Annotated in this window: 12 protein-coding genes and 2 pseudogenes; 11 read left to right on the top strand and 3 right to left on the bottom strand. The window is 59.6% G+C overall.

What is annotated here, in order from left to right; translation table 11 throughout:
• Positions 1 to 658: hypothetical protein (locus tag BEN47_RS16340; RefSeq protein WP_139147386.1), on the bottom strand; the 658-nt coding region annotated here is incomplete at its 3' end.
• A 256-nt stretch (positions 659 to 914) separates the two neighbouring features.
• On the bottom strand, positions 915 to 1,646 hold the full coding sequence (locus BEN47_RS16335; RefSeq protein WP_070729770.1) for a hypothetical protein: 732 nt from the start codon (positions 1,644 to 1,646) through the stop codon (positions 915 to 917).
• 120 nt (positions 1,647 to 1,766) lie between these two features.
• Between BEN47_RS16335 and BEN47_RS16330 the strand changes: the two genes are divergently transcribed.
• From BEN47_RS16330 to BEN47_RS16275, 11 genes and pseudogenes are all read left to right on the top strand, one after another.
• Complete coding sequence (locus BEN47_RS16330; RefSeq protein WP_070729768.1) at positions 1,767 to 2,003, top strand: helix-turn-helix domain-containing protein; 237 nt, start codon at positions 1,767 to 1,769, stop codon at positions 2,001 to 2,003.
• A gap of 378 nt (positions 2,004 to 2,381) precedes the next feature.
• Entirely contained in the window at positions 2,382 to 5,843 is a 3,462-nt protein-coding gene (locus BEN47_RS16325) for a DNA methyltransferase (protein WP_204378339.1), read from the top strand.
• 109 nt (positions 5,844 to 5,952) lie between these two features.
• A complete protein-coding gene (locus tag BEN47_RS16320; RefSeq protein WP_158011057.1) occupies positions 5,953 to 6,357 on the top strand; it encodes a type II toxin-antitoxin system MqsR family toxin in 405 nt (134 codons plus the stop codon).
• A complete protein-coding gene (locus BEN47_RS16315; protein ID WP_070729762.1) occupies positions 6,344 to 7,396 on the top strand; it encodes a type II TA system antitoxin MqsA family protein in 1,053 nt (350 codons plus the stop codon). Before BEN47_RS16320 ends, BEN47_RS16315 begins: the two co-directional genes overlap by 14 nt.
• Positions 7,397 to 7,691: 295 nt before the next feature.
• Positions 7,692 to 7,913, top strand: a complete 222-nt coding sequence (locus tag BEN47_RS16310) for a DUF2188 domain-containing protein (RefSeq protein WP_070729760.1) — start codon at positions 7,692 to 7,694, stop codon at positions 7,911 to 7,913.
• 97 nt (positions 7,914 to 8,010) lie between these two features.
• Positions 8,011 to 9,027: a nucleotidyltransferase family protein gene (locus tag BEN47_RS16305; protein ID WP_139147385.1), complete on the top strand. Its 1,017-nt coding sequence runs from the start codon at positions 8,011 to 8,013 to the stop codon at positions 9,025 to 9,027.
• Positions 9,020 to 11,158: a Mov34/MPN/PAD-1 family protein gene (locus BEN47_RS16300; protein ID WP_070729755.1), complete on the top strand. Its 2,139-nt coding sequence runs from the start codon at positions 9,020 to 9,022 to the stop codon at positions 11,156 to 11,158. The genes BEN47_RS16305 and BEN47_RS16300 overlap by 8 nt, the downstream gene beginning before the upstream one ends.
• Positions 11,155 to 11,895 (top strand): DUF6602 domain-containing protein, encoded by a 741-nt coding sequence (locus BEN47_RS16295; protein ID WP_070729753.1) that lies wholly within the window; start codon positions 11,155 to 11,157, stop codon positions 11,893 to 11,895. Before BEN47_RS16300 ends, BEN47_RS16295 begins: the two co-directional genes overlap by 4 nt.
• Positions 11,896 to 12,024: 129 nt before the next feature.
• The gene (locus BEN47_RS16290) at positions 12,025 to 12,714 is read left to right on the top strand and encodes a recombinase family protein (RefSeq protein WP_070729749.1); all 690 of its coding nucleotides are present in this window, start codon (positions 12,025 to 12,027) and stop codon (positions 12,712 to 12,714) included.
• Between the two features lie 445 nt (positions 12,715 to 13,159).
• Positions 13,160 to 15,601, top strand: a pseudogene (locus BEN47_RS16280) (penicillin acylase family protein).
• 195 nt (positions 15,602 to 15,796) lie between these two features.
• The gene (locus BEN47_RS16275; RefSeq protein ID WP_125921729.1) at positions 15,797 to 16,009 is read left to right on the top strand and encodes a hypothetical protein; all 213 of its coding nucleotides are present in this window, start codon (positions 15,797 to 15,799) and stop codon (positions 16,007 to 16,009) included.
• Positions 16,010 to 16,267: 258 nt separating this feature from the next.
• On the opposite strand, the pseudogene BEN47_RS22915 reads toward BEN47_RS16275, so the two are convergent.
• A pseudogene (locus BEN47_RS22915) lies at positions 16,268 to 16,390 on the bottom strand (NTF2 fold immunity protein); the annotation flags it as partial.
• Positions 16,391 to 16,485: the final 95 nt, after the last annotated feature.

Raw genomic sequence — 16,485 nt, 5'->3', positions numbered from 1 at the left:
GTGGCCGGCCATTTTTGCCGCCAAAAAATCGGAGGTCATTGTGCCCGAAAACCTGGTGGCCAACCTGGACGGCGGGACTTACTGACTCTGGTGCTTCTCGGCGGGGCGATGTCGGTCGACACGCGCGGACGCGGTCCAGCGCTGCCACCCGCGCCAAGAGGCTGGCGCGGGCCTGGTCCGGGTCCGTGCCGTCGGCCTCGCGGGGGGCCGGGGCCTTGGACCATCCGAACTGTTCGGTCTCGGCGTGGTGCCGGGCCACCCCCGCGACCAACTGGTATACCGCGGGGCCGCCGGCCCGCGGGTTGGCTTCCAGTTCGGCTAGGGCGCGCAGGACGTCGTCCGGGCAGTCCATGGGCAGCCGGGTAAAATAGAGCTGGCGCGGCCTGTCCTCCGCCCGGGCGATGGCGGCGTCGTGCTGGGACTGTTGGTGTTGCGCCACGCGGGCCAGGTCGTGCGCGTCGAGGGAAACGGTTTCTGGCGTCACCCACAGGTCGGGTTGCAGCGCCCGCAACGCGTTGGCCCAGGTTCCGGGCGGGAACCTTCCCCCCACCTTGACCCGAACGGAGTGCTCCGCTTGGGCGAGCTGTTCGGGCGTCGCGTGCGCGAAGCGAATGCACTGGGCGGCAGGTGCCGGGAGGGGAGGGGCGAGGGATTTCATCGCGAAAAGGAGGTAAACGGTTGACTTACCTGCGCCCATAGGGGGCCGCTGGCCGGGGTGAGAGACGAGGTGGTTTTGGAGGCGTTCGGCCCGCACCTGAGCGGATGATTGAGGCGCGGAGTGGGAGCCGAAAGGCGTTGGCGGACGTGGCGTAAAGGCAACCCCTTGCTGCGCTAAGAAGGCCTGTAGGGCCGCTTTTTCCTTCTCGCAGGCGGGTTTGACCGGGGCTGGTTTTTTGCCCTCCGGTAAAAAGACCTTATGGGCCGTTTTCTGTCTGGGGCTGCGCGAAGGAAGACGACATCTCGTCCACCCGCGACCGACAGGTCCCGCATTTGTCGCTGTTGGGCACCTCCTCCAGGACCGGGTTATAGGCCCGGTAGGGAACGTCCTCGCCGCACCGGGGCAGGAACGCGCCCGCGTCGACGTAGTGATAGGGCACGGTGAACAGCCCCACGGCGTGCCACCCGGTCGATTGGGCGGGCACGGGGGGAAAGAACTTGTGCCACGCGCGTAAGTCCGCTTCGGTCCGCCCCACTCGCCGGGGGGGCACCAAGTGGTTGAGCACGTCGAGGGCTACCTGCCGGAGTTGGGTTACCCGCGCGTGCAGGGCCTCGGGGGGGAGCGTCGGCCCGGCGGCCAGCGCGGCCAGCAGCGGCGGCAGGAGTTGGCGCAGGTCTGCGAGCGGCGGACTCAGCGGGGGCCGTTTTTCGTCCGGGACGGTGCCGCGGGACCCGTGCAGCGGGATGTCGGCGTTATCGGGGGCCAGCACCCACGCCACATCAACGTCGCGGTCCTGGTAGCAGCGAAGGACGGCAGCCAGGACTTCTGCGCTTCCGTGGCCGGTATCTTCCAGCTCAATAAGCGCGGCGAGCGGTATCCCAATTTCCTGGGCAACGCGGGTGAGGGACCAATTGTCGGGTGCGAGGGACTTCGCCACCATTACGGCTCGGAGTTGGGTAAGGCGCTCGCCAAGAACACTAGTAGACATAGCGGGGTGTGACGGGGAATAAGCCAAATACCCGTCACGGAAAGCGCAAGGTAAGATATAATTTCTTTTGGATACGTATGTTATACCATTTGGCCGCGCGGATGGAGTGAGTTTGCCGCCGTGAAAAATCCGGCCAGTGTCGAGGCCTTCGGCTTGCATTTGAAGAAGTTGCGTGAAGCGCGGGGGTGGAGCCAGCAGGCGTTAGCCGACTACGCAGACGTGGCCAAGCTCACAGTGCAGCGCATTGAGCACGCTAAAGGGGCGCCTACTTTGGATGTGCTGGTGTCCCTAGCGCGAGCGCTTCAACTGCCCCTGCGGGAACTGGTGGACTTTGTAGAGCCGGCAGCCGCTGCTTAGCCCTAGTTGAGAGCGGAGATTGCCGCTAATCGTGTCACTTATATATAATACTGTTGCGACCTAGTTAGAAAAGCAGGTCGTGGAATGTTGAATTAGCGATATACCAGAGCAAAGAAGCATTTGAAAAATCCTCTCAAAAACCAGCAGAAAACCTCTGCCCTCTAAACTATAATAGAAGGCCGTACAGTAATTCGAAAACCGGTGGTTTTTCGAAAGCGGTCGGTTGGCGCGGGGCCCAGGACCGCTTCTAATTCATTTAGTTGCTGAACGCAGCGCATTCTCGTACTTTTAGCTGCTCGACCGCCATCTTATTTTCTCGCTCTCATCGTTTTCTTCTTCTAGCAGGAAAAAGTAGTGCGGCAAAGCAGCTTTCTACCCGTGACCTATTCTGAATTTGCTGCCCGCTGGCTGCGCAGCGGCGGCGCCGAGCGCGCCAACTATCAAGCCTTCCTCCACGAGCTTTGCGCCCTACTCGGCGTCGAACCACCCCAGCCCTCTGGCGAGCTGGCTTCTCAGGATGCTTACGTATACGAGCGCGCCGTTACCTTCCAGGACGGACCCAAGCGCAGCACTGGCCGCCTCGACCTCTACAAGCGCGGCTGCTTCGTGCTAGAAACCAAGCAGGGCACCAACTCCCCCGATGACCAGCAACGGGCCGAGGCCGCCGACGCGGCCGCGCTCGGCCAGGCACCCCAGGAGCGCCGCCGCCGGGGCCATGCCGTCCGCGGCACCCGCAAGTGGGACCAGATGATGACCGAGGCCCGCAACCAGGCCCTGCGCTACGTGCAGGCCCTGCCCCCACAGGAGCCGCGCCCGCCCTTCGTCATTGTGGCCGACGTCGGTTACTGCTTCGACCTGTACGCCAACTTCGCCGGTACCGCCGAAGGCTTCACGCAGTTCCTGGACTTGCTCACCGGCATTCCCGGCTACAAGCCCGCGCCCCCTGCCGGCGGTGGCACCGAGGCCTTCCGTATCCCGCTCACCGCGCTCGAAGACGAGGTAGTGCGCCAGCGCCTAGCCCTGCTCTTCACCGACCCGCAGCAGCTCGACCCCAGCCGTCGCGCGGCCCAGGTCACCCGCCAGCTTGCCGCCCACCTGGCCGAGCTAAGCAAGCAGCTCGAAGCCGCTGGCCATGCCTCCGAGGCCGTGGCCCAGTTTCTGATGCGCTGCCTGTTCACCATGTTCGCCGAGGACGTGGAATTGATTCCCCGCGCCAGCTTTACCGGCTTGCTGCAGCAGTACGCCAGCACCCCGGAGCTGCGCCAGCTGCTGCCCGACGCCCTGCAAAGCCTCTGGCACACCATGGACACCGGCGGCTTCTCCGGCGACCTGCGGGCCCGCCTGCGCCGCTTCAACGGCCAGCTGTTTCACGAGGCCACCACGCTGCCCCTCACCGAGCCCCAGGTTCAGCTGTTGCTGCGCGCCGCTGCCGCCGACTGGACGGAAGTGGAGCCCGCCATCTTCGGCACCCTGCTCGAACGCGCCCTCGACCCCAAAGAGCGCCACAGCCTCGGGGCGCACTACACCCCGCGCCGCTACGTCGAGCGCCTGGTGCTGCCCACCGTGCTGGAGCCCCTGCGCCGCGAGTGGGCCGCCGCCCAGGCCGCCAGCGCCCGCCGCCTCGAAGAAGCCCCCGGCCCGGCCGGGGAGCGCGCCGCCCGCCAGGACTTGCTGCGTTTTCTCACCCGCCTCACCACGGTCCGGATTCTCGACCCGGCCTGCGGCTCCGGCAACTTCCTCTACGTCACTTTGGAGCACCTCAAGCGCCTCGAAGGCGAGGTGCTCACGGCCATCAACCGCTTCGGCCAGTCGGGCCTGCTCGATTTGGGCGGGGCCACCACCGTTTCGCCCCGGCAGCTGCTGGGCCTGGAGCTGAACCCGCGCGCCGCCGCTATTGCCGATGTGGTGCTGCGCATCGGCTACCTGCAGTGGCACCTGCGCACCCACGGCCTCACCCAGTTGGCCGAGCCCCTGCTCGATAGCTACCAGAATATCCGCCAGCAGGATGCCGTGCTGAGCTACGAAGCCGACTTTGCCAACGCCCAACCCGCCGCCTGGCCCCCGGCTGATTTCATCATTGGCAACCCGCCATTCGTCGGCGACAAAGCCATGCGCCGGGCCCTGGGCGACACCTACGTGGATACGCTGCGCAGCGTGTACAAGGGCAAAGTCGACGAATCGGCCGACCTGGTGATGTACTGGTGGGAGCGGGCCGCCGAAACCGTGCGCCAGGGCCAGGCCGAGTCCTTCGGCTTCATCACCACCAACTCCATCACCCAAACCTTCAACCGCCGCCTCATCCAGCGCCACCTCGATGCCGCCCCGCCGCTGTCGCTCACGTTCGCCATTGCCGACCACCCGTGGGTAGACAGCGCCAACGGTGCGGCCGTGCGCATCGCCATGAGCGTGGGCCGGGCCGGCACCCACGTGGGCAAGCTGGCCACCGTAGTGCGCGAGTCGGTCGCCGACGAAGACGATGCCCACACGGTCGAGCTGGTCGAAAGCGAAGGCACCATCAACGCCGACTTCACGGTGGGAGCCGATGTGGCCGGGGTCAAAGCGCTGCAAGCCAATGAAGGCGTTTCCAGCAACGGCATGATGCTGGCCGGCGCGGGCTTCATCGTGACCGAGGCGCAGGCCCGCACCCTGGGGCTGGGTACGGTGGCCGGCCTCACCACCCGCATCCGGCCCTACCGCAACGGCAAAGACCTGACCGCCCGGCCGCGGGGCGTGTACCTGATTGACTTGTTTGGCCTGACCGAAGCCGACGTCATCCGCGACTATCCGGCCGTGTACCAGCACGTCTACACCCACGTCAAGCCCGACCGCGACCTGAACAACCGCAAAAAGCTCAAGGAAATCTGGTGGCAGTTCGGCGAAACCCGCAAAGGCTTGCGTGCGGCTACGCAAGGTTTGCGCCGCTACATTGCTACGCCGGAAACAGCCAAACACCGCATCTTTCAGTTTCTGGAAGTCGATATTGCCCCGGACCATAAGCTTGTCAATATTGCTTTTGATGATGCATACCATCTAGGGGTTTTGTCAAGCAGAATCCACATCGAATGGGCAATGGCCAGCGGTAGCTGGCTTGGTGTCGGCAACGACTCTGTGTACACCAGCTCACGCTGCTTCCAGCCATTTCCTTTCCCCGAAGCCACTACAGAGCAGCAAGAGCGTATTCGGGCGCTGGCCGAGGCGCTGGATGCGCACCGCAAGCGCCAACAGTCCTTGCATCCCACGCTGGCTCTCACCGACCTCTACAATGTGGTCGAAAAGCTGCGCGCCGGTCAGCCGCTCACGGCCAAGGAAGAAACCGTGCACCAGCACGGCCTGGCTGCCGTGGTGCTCAGCCTCCATCAGCAGCTCGATGCCGTCGTCGCCGACGCCTACGGCTGGCCCGCCGACCTGCCCGCCCCCGAACTGCTCCAGCGCCTGGTGCACCTCAACCACCAGCGCGCCCGCGAAGAGCAGACGGGTCACATCCGCTACCTCCGCCCCGCCTACCAGGCCCCCGAAACCGTGCAAGCCGGCCTCGTTCTGCCCGAGCCTGCACCTATTGGTGCGACCAAAAGCAAAGGCAAGAAAGCCGCCAAGTCATCGGGTGCGGCAGCGCCACCTGAGAACGGGGCAGATGACCTCAACTCCTGGCCCCAGGAACTGGCCCAACAGATGCAGGCCCTTCGCACGGCCATCAACGGGGCCGAAATGCCCCTCACGGCCGCCCAGGTGGCCCAGCGGTTTCGCGGTGCTGGTCCCGCCCGCGTCCAGCCGCTGCTCGATACCCTGGCCGCCCTCGGCCTGGTTCGTCACCTCAGCGAAGAAAACGCCTACGCCGCCTGATGCCGGACGCATGTTAACGCCCGCGCCGCCGAAATGGTTTATCCTTCCGTATCCCTATCCAGGCAAAACATCAACTAATAAGTTGAACTTTGCGTAATTGTTCGTAGTTTTGAATATACCCAGCGCAGTTCCCCCGCTTCGTGAGGTCGCCGAATACCTCCGCGAGTTCAAGGACAAGCTCCAGTTCTTCGGTTTCATCATCGTCGACCGTGACAAAAACAGCTCCAAGACCCTCCTCAAGCTCGGCATCAACGGCGACAACGTGCGCAGCTGCCTGCGTGAGCTCGAACCCACCGACTACTTCCAGGGCCCCACGCCCAACGAGCAGGCCGGCAACCCGCCCGTTTGGGTGTTCGGCCGGGAGCTTCGCGGCCACGAAATCTACATAAAAGTGCATTTGGGACGCCCCAGTCGCTCGGTTATCTGCATTTCCTTTCATCTGGCCGAGCATTCCATCACCTATCCGTTGAAGCGCAAGCCTCACTCTTTGCCCCCCACCGATGATTCAGCCTAGAATCGAAAGCCCCCTCTCCGACGGCTACGCCATCCTGCGCTGGGAGCCCGATACCCAGCTTTTTCGCAAGGAGCCCTACGACTATACCTATCATTTTTACGAGTGCGAGGACACCGGCGAGCGGTTCGTTACTCCAGAGTTGGCCAACCTCAACACCGCCCAGGTCTACAACCAGCACCGGGAAAAGCACAGCATCCTGTTTCCCGAGCAAATCCGCGCCATGCGCGAGCGGTACGACCTGACCGCCGCCCGCATGTCTTTGTTCCTGGGTTTGGGCGCTAATCAGTACCGCCACTACGAAGACGGCGAAGTGCCCAGTGCCTCCACGGCCAACCTGTTGCGCCTGGCCAGCAACCCCAGCACGTTCCGGGGAATGGTGGAAGAAAAGCGCACGGAATTGCGCCCCAACGAATACCTAAAGCTGGTGGGCCGTCTGCTGGAGCTAATCGACCAGGAAGGGACGTCGCACCGGGTTGGCGGCTTTCTCGTTCGCAGCACGCCGCCTACCGCAGTCGAAGAGCCCGACCAGTACACCGGCTACGTCACGCCCGATGCCGAGAAGTTCGCCGAGCTGGTGCTGTTCTTCTTCAACTACCTCGACAACCTCTTCAAAGTGCGGCTGCTCAAGCTGCTCTTTTATTCCGACTTCTACCACTACCGCCTGACCGCCCGGGCCATCACCGGCCAGCGCTACCGCGCCGTGCAGCACGGCCCCGTTCCGCAGGAATACGGGCAGCGTTTGCAGGAAATGGTGCAGCGGGGGCAGCTTACCGCGGGCTTTCACCCCAGCCTGGTGCAGTCCGACAACGGCGCGCCGGTACTGGCCTACAAAGCAGCTCGCAAACCCAACATGGACGTTTTCAGCGAGTCTGAGCGGCACGTGCTGGCCGTCGTGCTGCAACGTTTGGGGCGCAAGTCCCGCCGCGAGATTGAGGACCTCAGCCACGAAGAGAAAGCCTGGCAGGACAACGAGGCCCAAAAGAAAGTCATCAGCTACCAAACCTACGCCTACGACCTGAACGCCTTGCGTTTAGCGTAGGCGTTTTTTTATAACACCCCCAAAATTCCTTGCTGACCAAACCCCTTATAAAACAATCCGGCTGCCACAGGTCAGTGGCAGCCGGCATGGTAGAAATGCAGTAAAAGAAGGTTGGCGCCCGAACTACTGGTGCCGGGATTGGTCCCCCGGCCGCGCACTCCTACCGTGAGATTATACGAGGCCACGAAGGTAACAGATGTTTGTTACCCTGCAACAGTGCGCCCTTGTGTCTGGCCCGGTGCATCGCCCACCACTGAGTTTACCTCTGTGGGTCCCATTCTTGAAGCCCTTATCCATGGCCAAGAACCTGCATGTCGTGCCCCGCTCCACTGGTTGGGCCGTCAAAACCGCTGGCGCATCCCGCGCGGCCACCGTTGTTTCCACCCAAGCCCAGGCTATCGAGGTGGCTCGGCAAATGGCCACCAGCCGCGGCAGTGAATTGCTGATTCACGGCCGCAACGGTCAAATCCGGGAAAAGAATAGCTACGGCCCCGACCCGGAATCCAGCAAAGGCTAACCCCATTTTTTGCACTGCCCGGCACCACCTACGTGGTGGTGCCGGGCTACTGCTACCACCCTCTGCAGCCCAATTGCGGAAGGAGGCCACCCCCTACATGCCCATTAAAACCGTTATGGCGGACTTAAATAAGAACGATTACCTGGGTTGCGTGCACCGCTCCTACGGCATCAACCTGGAAGAAGACCTGGTGCAAGACAACGAAAGCCTGGCCGACCGCTACCGCAAAAAGCGCGACAAGGTGCAGACGGCGCTGGAAACGAAATTTGGCAGCAACATCCGCTGCATTCAGCATTCGGGCTCCTATGCCAAGCACACGGCCATCAACATCAAGTTCGACATGGACTTGTGCGTGAACTTCAAGCGCAGCGCATTTTCCACCCTGCGGCTGATGTACGACGAGGTGTTGGAATACCTCGAAAGTGACGAGTTCAGCGACGAGGTGGGCGACCTGACCGAAGTTCGGGCCCAAAAGGTCTCGGTCGGCCTGTTCTTCCTGGTCGACGACGAGGTGCTCAACTTCGACATCACGCCCGGCCGGCGCATCAGCGACGATGACCCGAGTTGCTTCGACCTGAACCTGTGCCTCAACGACGAGGATTCGTCGGGCCGCATGAAAACCAACATCGCCAAGCAAATCGACCACATCAAGGGCCGGAAGAAAGAGCGCGAAACGGTCAAGCTGTTGAAGGCCTGGAAATTCGAGCACTTTACCAAGCTAAAGTCCTTTTTGCTGGAATTGCTCACCATCAAATCGTTCGACGACAAAGGAGAAGCCAACGTGCCCAGTGGCCGGTGGGACCGCCTGAAGCTGACGATGGAGTTTATTCGGGATAACATCGAAGCCATCAACCTGCTCGACCCCGGCAACTCCGGCAACAACGTCACCAACAGCCTCACCGACCGTCAGAAAAAGAAACTGGCCAAGGAAATGAAGCGGGCGCTAAAGCAGATTGAGGCCGACAGCAACAAACTCAAATTCTACTTCCCGGTCAACCCCAAGTTCCCCTGCGAGGACAAGCCCAAGGATAAGGAACCCGCGAAGGCATCCAGCCGCTACGAGCAAAACGCAGCCGTAAAGCAGACCACTTATCCCGCTACCACCTATGGTTGATACTGGGGCGGATACGCGGTTTTTCAACACGTTCTTCGCCGCTGAACCCAACGTGACTTTGCTGGAGCCCTTCGTATTCGAGGAGGCTCCAGCCCGGCACGTCGGTGGCATCCGGGTAGAAACGGCAAAAGGACCCGTGCATTTCACCGTGCACGTGCCCGAGGCCTACCCGCAGGGAGAACTACTATTCTGGCCCAAGGAAATAGTAGGCTACGCGCACCAGAGCATTCCCAAGCTCCCGCAGCATGGCGGTTTTCTGTGTCTCACCACTCATACCATCAACCACCTGCCCACTCGCCTGGCGCAGGAAATGCGGCAGCTGCACGGCTGGCTGAAGCGGTACTATATGCAGGAGGAGCTCGATGAGCACTACGAGTACATTGCCATTCGCGGAGCCAAATGCGGCCACCTTCACTTTGATGAGGAGCCCGCAGACTATGGTGCGAACCGTTTTGTCACCCAGCAAAGCGGCACCTTCGCGTATTCCCTGCTTCGCCCCGCCAATACTGCGGTCGACCTGCCCACGCAGGCACCTACTTTTCTCGGGTCAGGCTTGGGTAATGTAGCAGCTCGATGGGCTGCCAACGCTCACCAGCCCCGTTATGCCGGAATGTGGACGCTGCTCAGCCAAGAGCCCGTTCTACAGCGTAAACTGCGCGTAGAACGGTGGGGAGACCTATTACCATTACTGCCTGAAGACTTCTACGCGCAAATGCGCCAGCTAGGGTTGGAGCACGGATTTCGCCGTCAGTCGCCGCCCTCGTTAGGCAACCGGTTCATGCTCGCCGTCGGTTACCCGATACCCGGCAGTGGCGGGCAGGAAATAACGTGGGACACGCTGTTTATCCCCCTTAGCTTGCTTCGGCGGGACGCATCAATATCAGCCGTTCGGAATCGGTTTGAGGCGTTGGGCAAGCAAAGAGTAGTTTGGGGAGAGGCCAGTAATGCCGCCTATTCCCGCTTCTTTGGCCGTGGGCAACTACCGGCAGCACTCGTTGGTCGTCGGGTTCTGATTATTGGCGTTGGCGCTCTAGGTAGTTGCCTGGCGGAAACCTTAGTGCGCGGTGGCCAGCGAGAACTGGATTTTGCCGACTCAGACCTGGTAGCACCAGGTAATATTTGTCGCAGCCGCTACCGATTTCGGGATGCAGGGTCACCCAAAAGCCTGGCCCTGCAGCACCACTTGGAAGCCCTTTCCCCCTACGTTTCGGTTCAAATACACGATAGCATCCCCAACACCGCACCCGGAGCCCAGAACTGGGCCCGGACCGCCGCGTGGCTGAATGAGTACGACCTGATATTCGACTGCTCCGCCAACAACGAGGTGCTGACTACACTCCACCACGCAGTGCCAGCCACTCGGGTCTTGCACATCTCCATCACGGAGGGAGCCGAAGAATTAATTGCAGTAGCTAGCGAAGCTGGCTGCTCACTGCAGGAGCGCCGCGAGCAGTTGTTGGCTCATGTTGGGCGACCCGCCCACCCGGAGTTTCGCGAAGGGGCAGGGTGTTGGCATCCAACGTTCCGGGCTGCCGGCGCCAATATCGAAGCCATGGTTGGACTTGCTATCAGTGAATTAGCCGAAATGGCCCGTCAAAAAAAAACATTCCGCACGTTCAGCCTGCACCACGTGCCGGGTCGTGGCATTCAGGTCAGCACCGACCAGCACTACACCCAGACCCAGCTAAGTCTGCAACTGGTCATTACCGGCGAGTGCTTGGAGCAAATCAAACAACTGACCCAGCAGCACTACCCGAAAGAGTTTGGCGGGGTGCTGGTCGGCAACTATTCGGAAGATGGCAGTTGCGCCATCGTCAGCCGAATTATTGTTCCGGCCAAATTCAAGAACTCCCCTACCTCATTCACACCTGACCCAGCTTGCATCAACCGGCAGCTGCAAGCGCTGCCCGAGCAGTTGCAGTACCTCGGCGACTGGCATTCGCATCCGGATGGTCCGTCCCAGCCCAGCTCAACGGATAGAGCTACGATTGCCAAGCTAGCCACTCATCCGAATGTGCGAACAGACAGCCCAATATTGCTCATCGCCCAAACGAAACAGCATCAGGTATTCTCGCACTTCTTTGTTCACCATCACGGGCAACTGCATGCCTACCAATCCTCCGTTTCATGAATCAGTTTAACCTTCGCGATGCATTTAATGGCACGCAGCAGGAAATGTCCGCTATACTTAAAGCTAACCGTATGGTTAACGTCCATGCGCCAACCAAGGGAGCCGTTACCGAAGAAAGGTGGCGAGAGTGGTTGCAGGAATACCTGCCAAAACGGTATTGCGTCAGCGAAGCCTTTGTGGTTGATTGCAACAGCCGGTGTAGCCAACAAATAGATTTAGTTATCTATGACCGACAATACTCGCCATTCGTGTGGAATGTTCGCGGTGCGAAGTACATACCAGCTGAAAGCGTGTACGCCGTTTTTGAAATCAAGCAAAGTTTAGATAAAGACAATCTGGAGTATGCCGGCGAGAAGATAAAATCAGTCCGGCTGCTGAATCGTACTAACGCTCCGATTTATCACGCCGAAGGGTATATTTCTAAACCACGCGACCCATTTACCATTCTCGGGGGTATCCTTACGCTTGACTCCGGATGGAGTGACCCATTCGACGAACCATTTATTAAGGTTATCGATGCATTCGAGCCATTACAACATGTAGACCTTGGTTGTGTGTTAGATAGGGGCTCATTCAATATCACCTACAACGCCGAGTCCGGCCATTCCCGGGAGCTAAGTACTCCGGAAGAGTCACTGATTTATTTTTTCTTGAAATTGTTGAGTCGGCTGCAAAGGATGGGTACTGTGCCTGCTATAGACATTGAACAATATGCGCGGGTGCTTAGCTCAATATAGTAGAGAAAAACCTGCTTGGTGAGGGCGCATGCACTATCTGTAAAGAGCTTCCCTACTCCTTGTCACTTTTTTTAAACGAACGTTTAAATAACGTGACAAACACCGAAATGAGGTGGTAGCTTTGCCGGCATGAGCCGCTACGTCGCCTACTTCCGCGTGAGCACCGCCCGCCAGGGCCAGTCCGGCCTGGGCCTCGAAGCCCAGCAGGCCGCCGTGCTCCGCTTCCTGCCAACGGACGCCGTGCGCGTGGCCGATTTCGTCGAGGTCGAGAGCGGCCGCAAAAGCGCCCGGCCCCAACTGGCGGCCGCCATCGCCATGGCCCAGCGCGAAGGCGCGGTGCTGCTCGTGGCCAAGCTCGACCGCCTGGCCCGCAGCGTGGCGTTCCTGGCCACGCTCATGGAAAGCCGCGTCCGCTTCCAGGCCGTGGACCTGCCGGCGGCGGATGAGTTCACCCTACACATCCTGGCCGCCGTCGCCCAGAAAGAAGCGGCCGCCATATCCAGCCGCACCCGCGACGCGCTGGCCGCCAAGAAGGCGCGGGGGTTTACGCTGGGCACCCCGGCTAACCTGACCCCCGACGCGCGGGCCAAGGGACTGGCGGCGCGCCAAGCCAACGCGCAGGCCAACATCCACAACCGCCAGGCGGCCCAGCTGGCCACCCTGCTCCAGGCCAACGGGGCCACCTTGCGCGCCATCGCCTGCCAGCTCAATCGGTCGGGCTACTGCACCCGGCGCGGCAAGGCCTTTCATCCGATGGGTGTGCAGCGCCTGCTCGCCACGCGGCCGGCGGCTCGCCTGGGGGATACTCCCGCCGGGTGATACTTTTGAGCATGACCCTCGACGAGTTCCGGGCCCTGTCCGAGCGGGACCAAACGGCCGCCGTGTACGCTGCGGGCACGTTCGTGGCCCGGCGCTGGCAGGAGGTGGACGAAGCCGGGCTTTTGTACCGGATGCCGGGCGGATTCTTTGCCAAACTCACTTACAATATGGGTGTTGTCAAACAAATAGGGCAAAACCTCCGGCTCGGAGGCTTTGAATCAGCTCCTAGCCCTGGCAGTCCCTTTTTAGCCCTTAACGTGCTATATTCTCCGTTTTCTGAGAGGACCCCAACAAGACGTTAAGCTCGGAAATCAGGCATCTGTGCCCCTAAGTCGGAGGTTTTCCCCTGTTTGTTTAACAACACCCTAAACTGCCCAGTCTGACTCGACCACCTCAGAGTACATTTCAGTGTATACTTGTATTGTCACCCTAACCTCTTCTCTTTATGCGTCTTCCGGGTTATTTTTTTTCTTTATGGGGGTTTCTTTTACCAACGCTGTTCGGTAGCGATCATGCAGCTGCGCAAACCAAAAAGGAGCTTAAAACAAGGGGCTTGCATGCCCCCGTGAAGATACTGCGTGACCAATGGGGCCTTAACCACATTTATGCGGCAAACCCGCACGACCTCTTTTTTGCCCAAGGGTACGCCGCCGCCAAAGACCGTTTGTTCCAGTTTGAAATTTGGCGGCGGGAGGCGACGGGCACTGTGGCAGAACTGCTGGGGCCAGACGAGTTGAAAAGAGACATAGGGGCCCGTCTTTTCAAGTTCAGGGCGGACATGAAAAAAGAACTCAACCATTACCACCCCCAGGGCGAAGCTATCATTAACGCCTACGTGGAGGGCGTAAACGCTTAAATTGACGAGGTGGCCCAAAAACCAGAACTGCTTCCCGTGGAATTCAAGCTGCTCTCCCTCAAGCCCGGTAAATGGACTCCTGCCGTCGTCATCTCGCGCCACCAGGGGCTATTGGGCAACGTCACCCAAGAACTGAGCACAGGCATGGCGGTAGCCAAAGCCGGGGAAGCCAAGGTTAAAGACCTCAGGTGGTTTCATCCCAAAGAGCCTACCCTTGCCATGGATAGCAGCATCAAAGGGGAGCTTCTCTCAGAAAAGATCCTGGAACCCTATGAGGCCTATCAGAAAGACATTGTATTCAAATCCACCCATCTAAACCCCGCCGCTAAAGATTTGGGGGGCCAGGTAGATATGCTGAACCGCCAGTTAACAAAACCCAAAAAGGAACCTTTTGAGCATGGCCTTGTGGGCAGCAATAACTGGATTGTGAGTGGCAGTAGAACCGCCAGCGGCCACCCCATGCTGGCGAATGATCCGCACCGCAGCATCGCTGTTCCCTCTTTGCGGTACATGGTGCATCTGGTTGCTCCCGGCTGGAACGTAATTGGTGGGGGAGAGCCGGTCATTCCCGGGGTTTCCATTGGCCACAACGAGCACGGCGCCTGGGGGCTCACCATCTCTGAAACAGATGGCGAAGACCTCTATGTCTATGACTTGAATCCGGCTAACCTGAAGCAATACAGCCACAAAGGCAGCTGGGTGAACATGGAGGAACTGAAGGAAACCATTCCCGTGAAAAACGCCAAGTCCGTAGACGTTACCTTGCGGTACACCTTGCACGGACCCGTCACGTTCATTGATTCCATCAACCACAAAGCCTATGCGGTGAAATGTGCCTGGCTGGAGCCCGGCGGCGCGCCGTACCTGGCCTCGCTGCGCATGAACCAGGCCCGCAACTGGGACGAGTTCCGAGAAGCCTGCAGTTACAGCCACATACCGGGCGAGAACATGATCTGGGCCGACAAGAAAGGCAACATCGGCTGGCAGGTGGTGGGCATTGCCCCCGTTCGGAAAAATTTCAGCGGCATGGTGCCCGTACCCGGAGACGGAAGGTATGAGTGGGCTGGGTATCTGCCCATCAAAGAACGGCCGCACATGCTCAACCCTACGAAAGGATTCTTCGCCACGGCAAACCAAAACGTAACTCCGGACACCTACCAGCATTGGGAGACCGTTAGCTATACCTGGTCAGATCCTTTTAGAGGAGACCGCATCAATGAGGTGTTGAGGAAAAACCCCAAAGTGACCATGAAAGACATGCAGGCGCTTCAGGCCGATTATTTCTCTATTCCGGGAAGAACGCTGGTGGCCTTGCTACGATCCGTAACGTTTGAAGAAAAATTGGTGCAGCAAGCCAAAGACCAGCTTTCGGAATGGAATTTCATCCTAAACCCGGAGTCAGTCAGCGCAGGTATCTACGCCATGTGGGAGCGGCAGATCATGCAAGAGGCCCAGGCGCAGTTTATTCCACAGGAGCTAAAAGGATTAGTAGGCATCCAGTTGACCAAGGTGATTGGTTGGCTGCAAAAACCTGATCAGCGGTTTGGGACCAATGCGGTAGCGGGCAGAGATGCTTTCCTGAAAAAGACCTTTGAGAAAGCCATCGCAGAGCTGCAGAAAAAGCTGGGAAACTCTGTTGAGAACTGGCAGTACGGTCAGGAAAAGTATAAGCACGTTACCCTAGTGAACCGGTTGCCAGGACTGGCGAATGAGCAGTGGAAGAAAAGGGCAGACGTTGGGCCGGCACCCCGGGGAGGGAATGGCCACACCCCTAATGCTACCGGTGGGCTTGACAACCAGTCCCACGGCGCCAGCTTTCGGATGCTGGTGGACGTAAGCGATTGGAATGCTGCCCTCATGATCAACACGCCCGGCCAATCAGGAGACCCCACCAGCCCGTATTATAAAAATCTTTTCGAGCTCTGGGCCAAAAATGGCTACTTCCCGGCATATTACTCAGCGGATAAAATCAAAAGTGTCACCAAAGAAATCCTCCTCCTCGAACCTTCAGGCAAAAAAGGCAAAAAATAAGGGCCTGTGTGGCGGTATGCTTCCACCTGTACAATGTGCCTCCAATAGGTGAAATGGCAGTGAGTGGAAGAAGTAAGGTAGCTAATAACATTTACTATGGCCCTATAGCGGAGAAGTACCACGTCGGCAGCAGGCCGCGCAGAGTAGTCAAAATCACCGTTTGCGTTAACGCATGTGAATTCTTTACCTTCCGAGATGAAACAGCGCCGACGGGGTCCGATGCAGGATGAATTGACGGAGGCCATGCACGGTGAATTTACCGTGGATGCTGAAACTGACCGGCAGCATCGGTTGGCCTCGGCTCGTAGCACGGTAGAAATGGGCATGTTCACGGCCGCCAAAGCGGCCGAGGCCTACGGCTTTACGGTGGAGGAAATCGAGGCTCCGAGCCAAGAGCCGGGCACGTGAAAATCAACTACCGGCTTCTGGTCGTGTTACTGCTGATGGGCCTACTCCGGGTGTTGAGTGCGGTCTCCAATAGCCCAACCTTTGCCGTATTTTCCTCCCCCACCGAGCACCGCCCGCACCGTCTTTACGGGGTGCTTGGTGGGGCATTAATCTGTCTGCTCGATATCCTCTTGTTTCAGAAAGCAAGGCAGTACTGGAATCGTTAACCTGCTACGCACGAGCCCACCGCGTTCAGCGACCCACCCTTTTCGTGAACGATTACTTACCGTGGGTCAACTCCACCACGCGGCCATTCTGCGCTTCCACAATGAGTTCAAACGTTCCCCCAAGCATGTCCTCGGGGAGTGTGCCCGCTAGGTACCAGAGGCCGTTGATTAAGAGCCTATCCGAAAAATAAGAGGGAGTGTCGCCAGACGGTGTTGGCGCAAGCTAGGTGGAGGAAGGCTTCGTAGTGAGCGACGTTCTTTTCCCAGCGG

Origin of the sequence: Hymenobacter lapidarius, from assembly GCF_001816145.1 — a bacterium.
Taxonomy (GTDB): domain Bacteria; phylum Bacteroidota; class Bacteroidia; order Cytophagales; family Hymenobacteraceae; genus Hymenobacter; species Hymenobacter lapidarius.
The sequence above is the reverse complement of the archived record's forward strand: the minus strand, read 5'-3'. Positions and strand labels throughout refer to the sequence as shown.

Bases quoted from the DNA above. Each gene is read 5' to 3' on its own strand.
- BEN47_RS16335 (WP_070729770.1), bottom strand. From the start codon at position 1,646: ATGTCTACTAGTGTTCTTGGCGAGCGCCTTACCCAACTCCGAGCCGTA.
- BEN47_RS16315 (WP_070729762.1), top strand. From the start codon at position 6,344: ATGATTCAGCCTAGAATCGAAAGCCCCCTCTCCGACGGCTACGCCATC.
- BEN47_RS16310 (WP_070729760.1), top strand. From the start codon at position 7,692: ATGGCCAAGAACCTGCATGTCGTGCCCCGCTCCACTGGTTGGGCCGTC.
- BEN47_RS16305 (WP_139147385.1), top strand. From the start codon at position 8,011: ATGCCCATTAAAACCGTTATGGCGGACTTAAATAAGAACGATTACCTG.
- BEN47_RS16300 (WP_070729755.1), top strand. From the start codon at position 9,020: ATGGTTGATACTGGGGCGGATACGCGGTTTTTCAACACGTTCTTCGCC.
- BEN47_RS16295 (WP_070729753.1), top strand. From the start codon at position 11,155: ATGAATCAGTTTAACCTTCGCGATGCATTTAATGGCACGCAGCAGGAA.
- BEN47_RS16290 (WP_070729749.1), top strand. From the start codon at position 12,025: ATGAGCCGCTACGTCGCCTACTTCCGCGTGAGCACCGCCCGCCAGGGC.
- BEN47_RS16275 (WP_125921729.1), top strand. From the start codon at position 15,797: ATGAAACAGCGCCGACGGGGTCCGATGCAGGATGAATTGACGGAGGCC.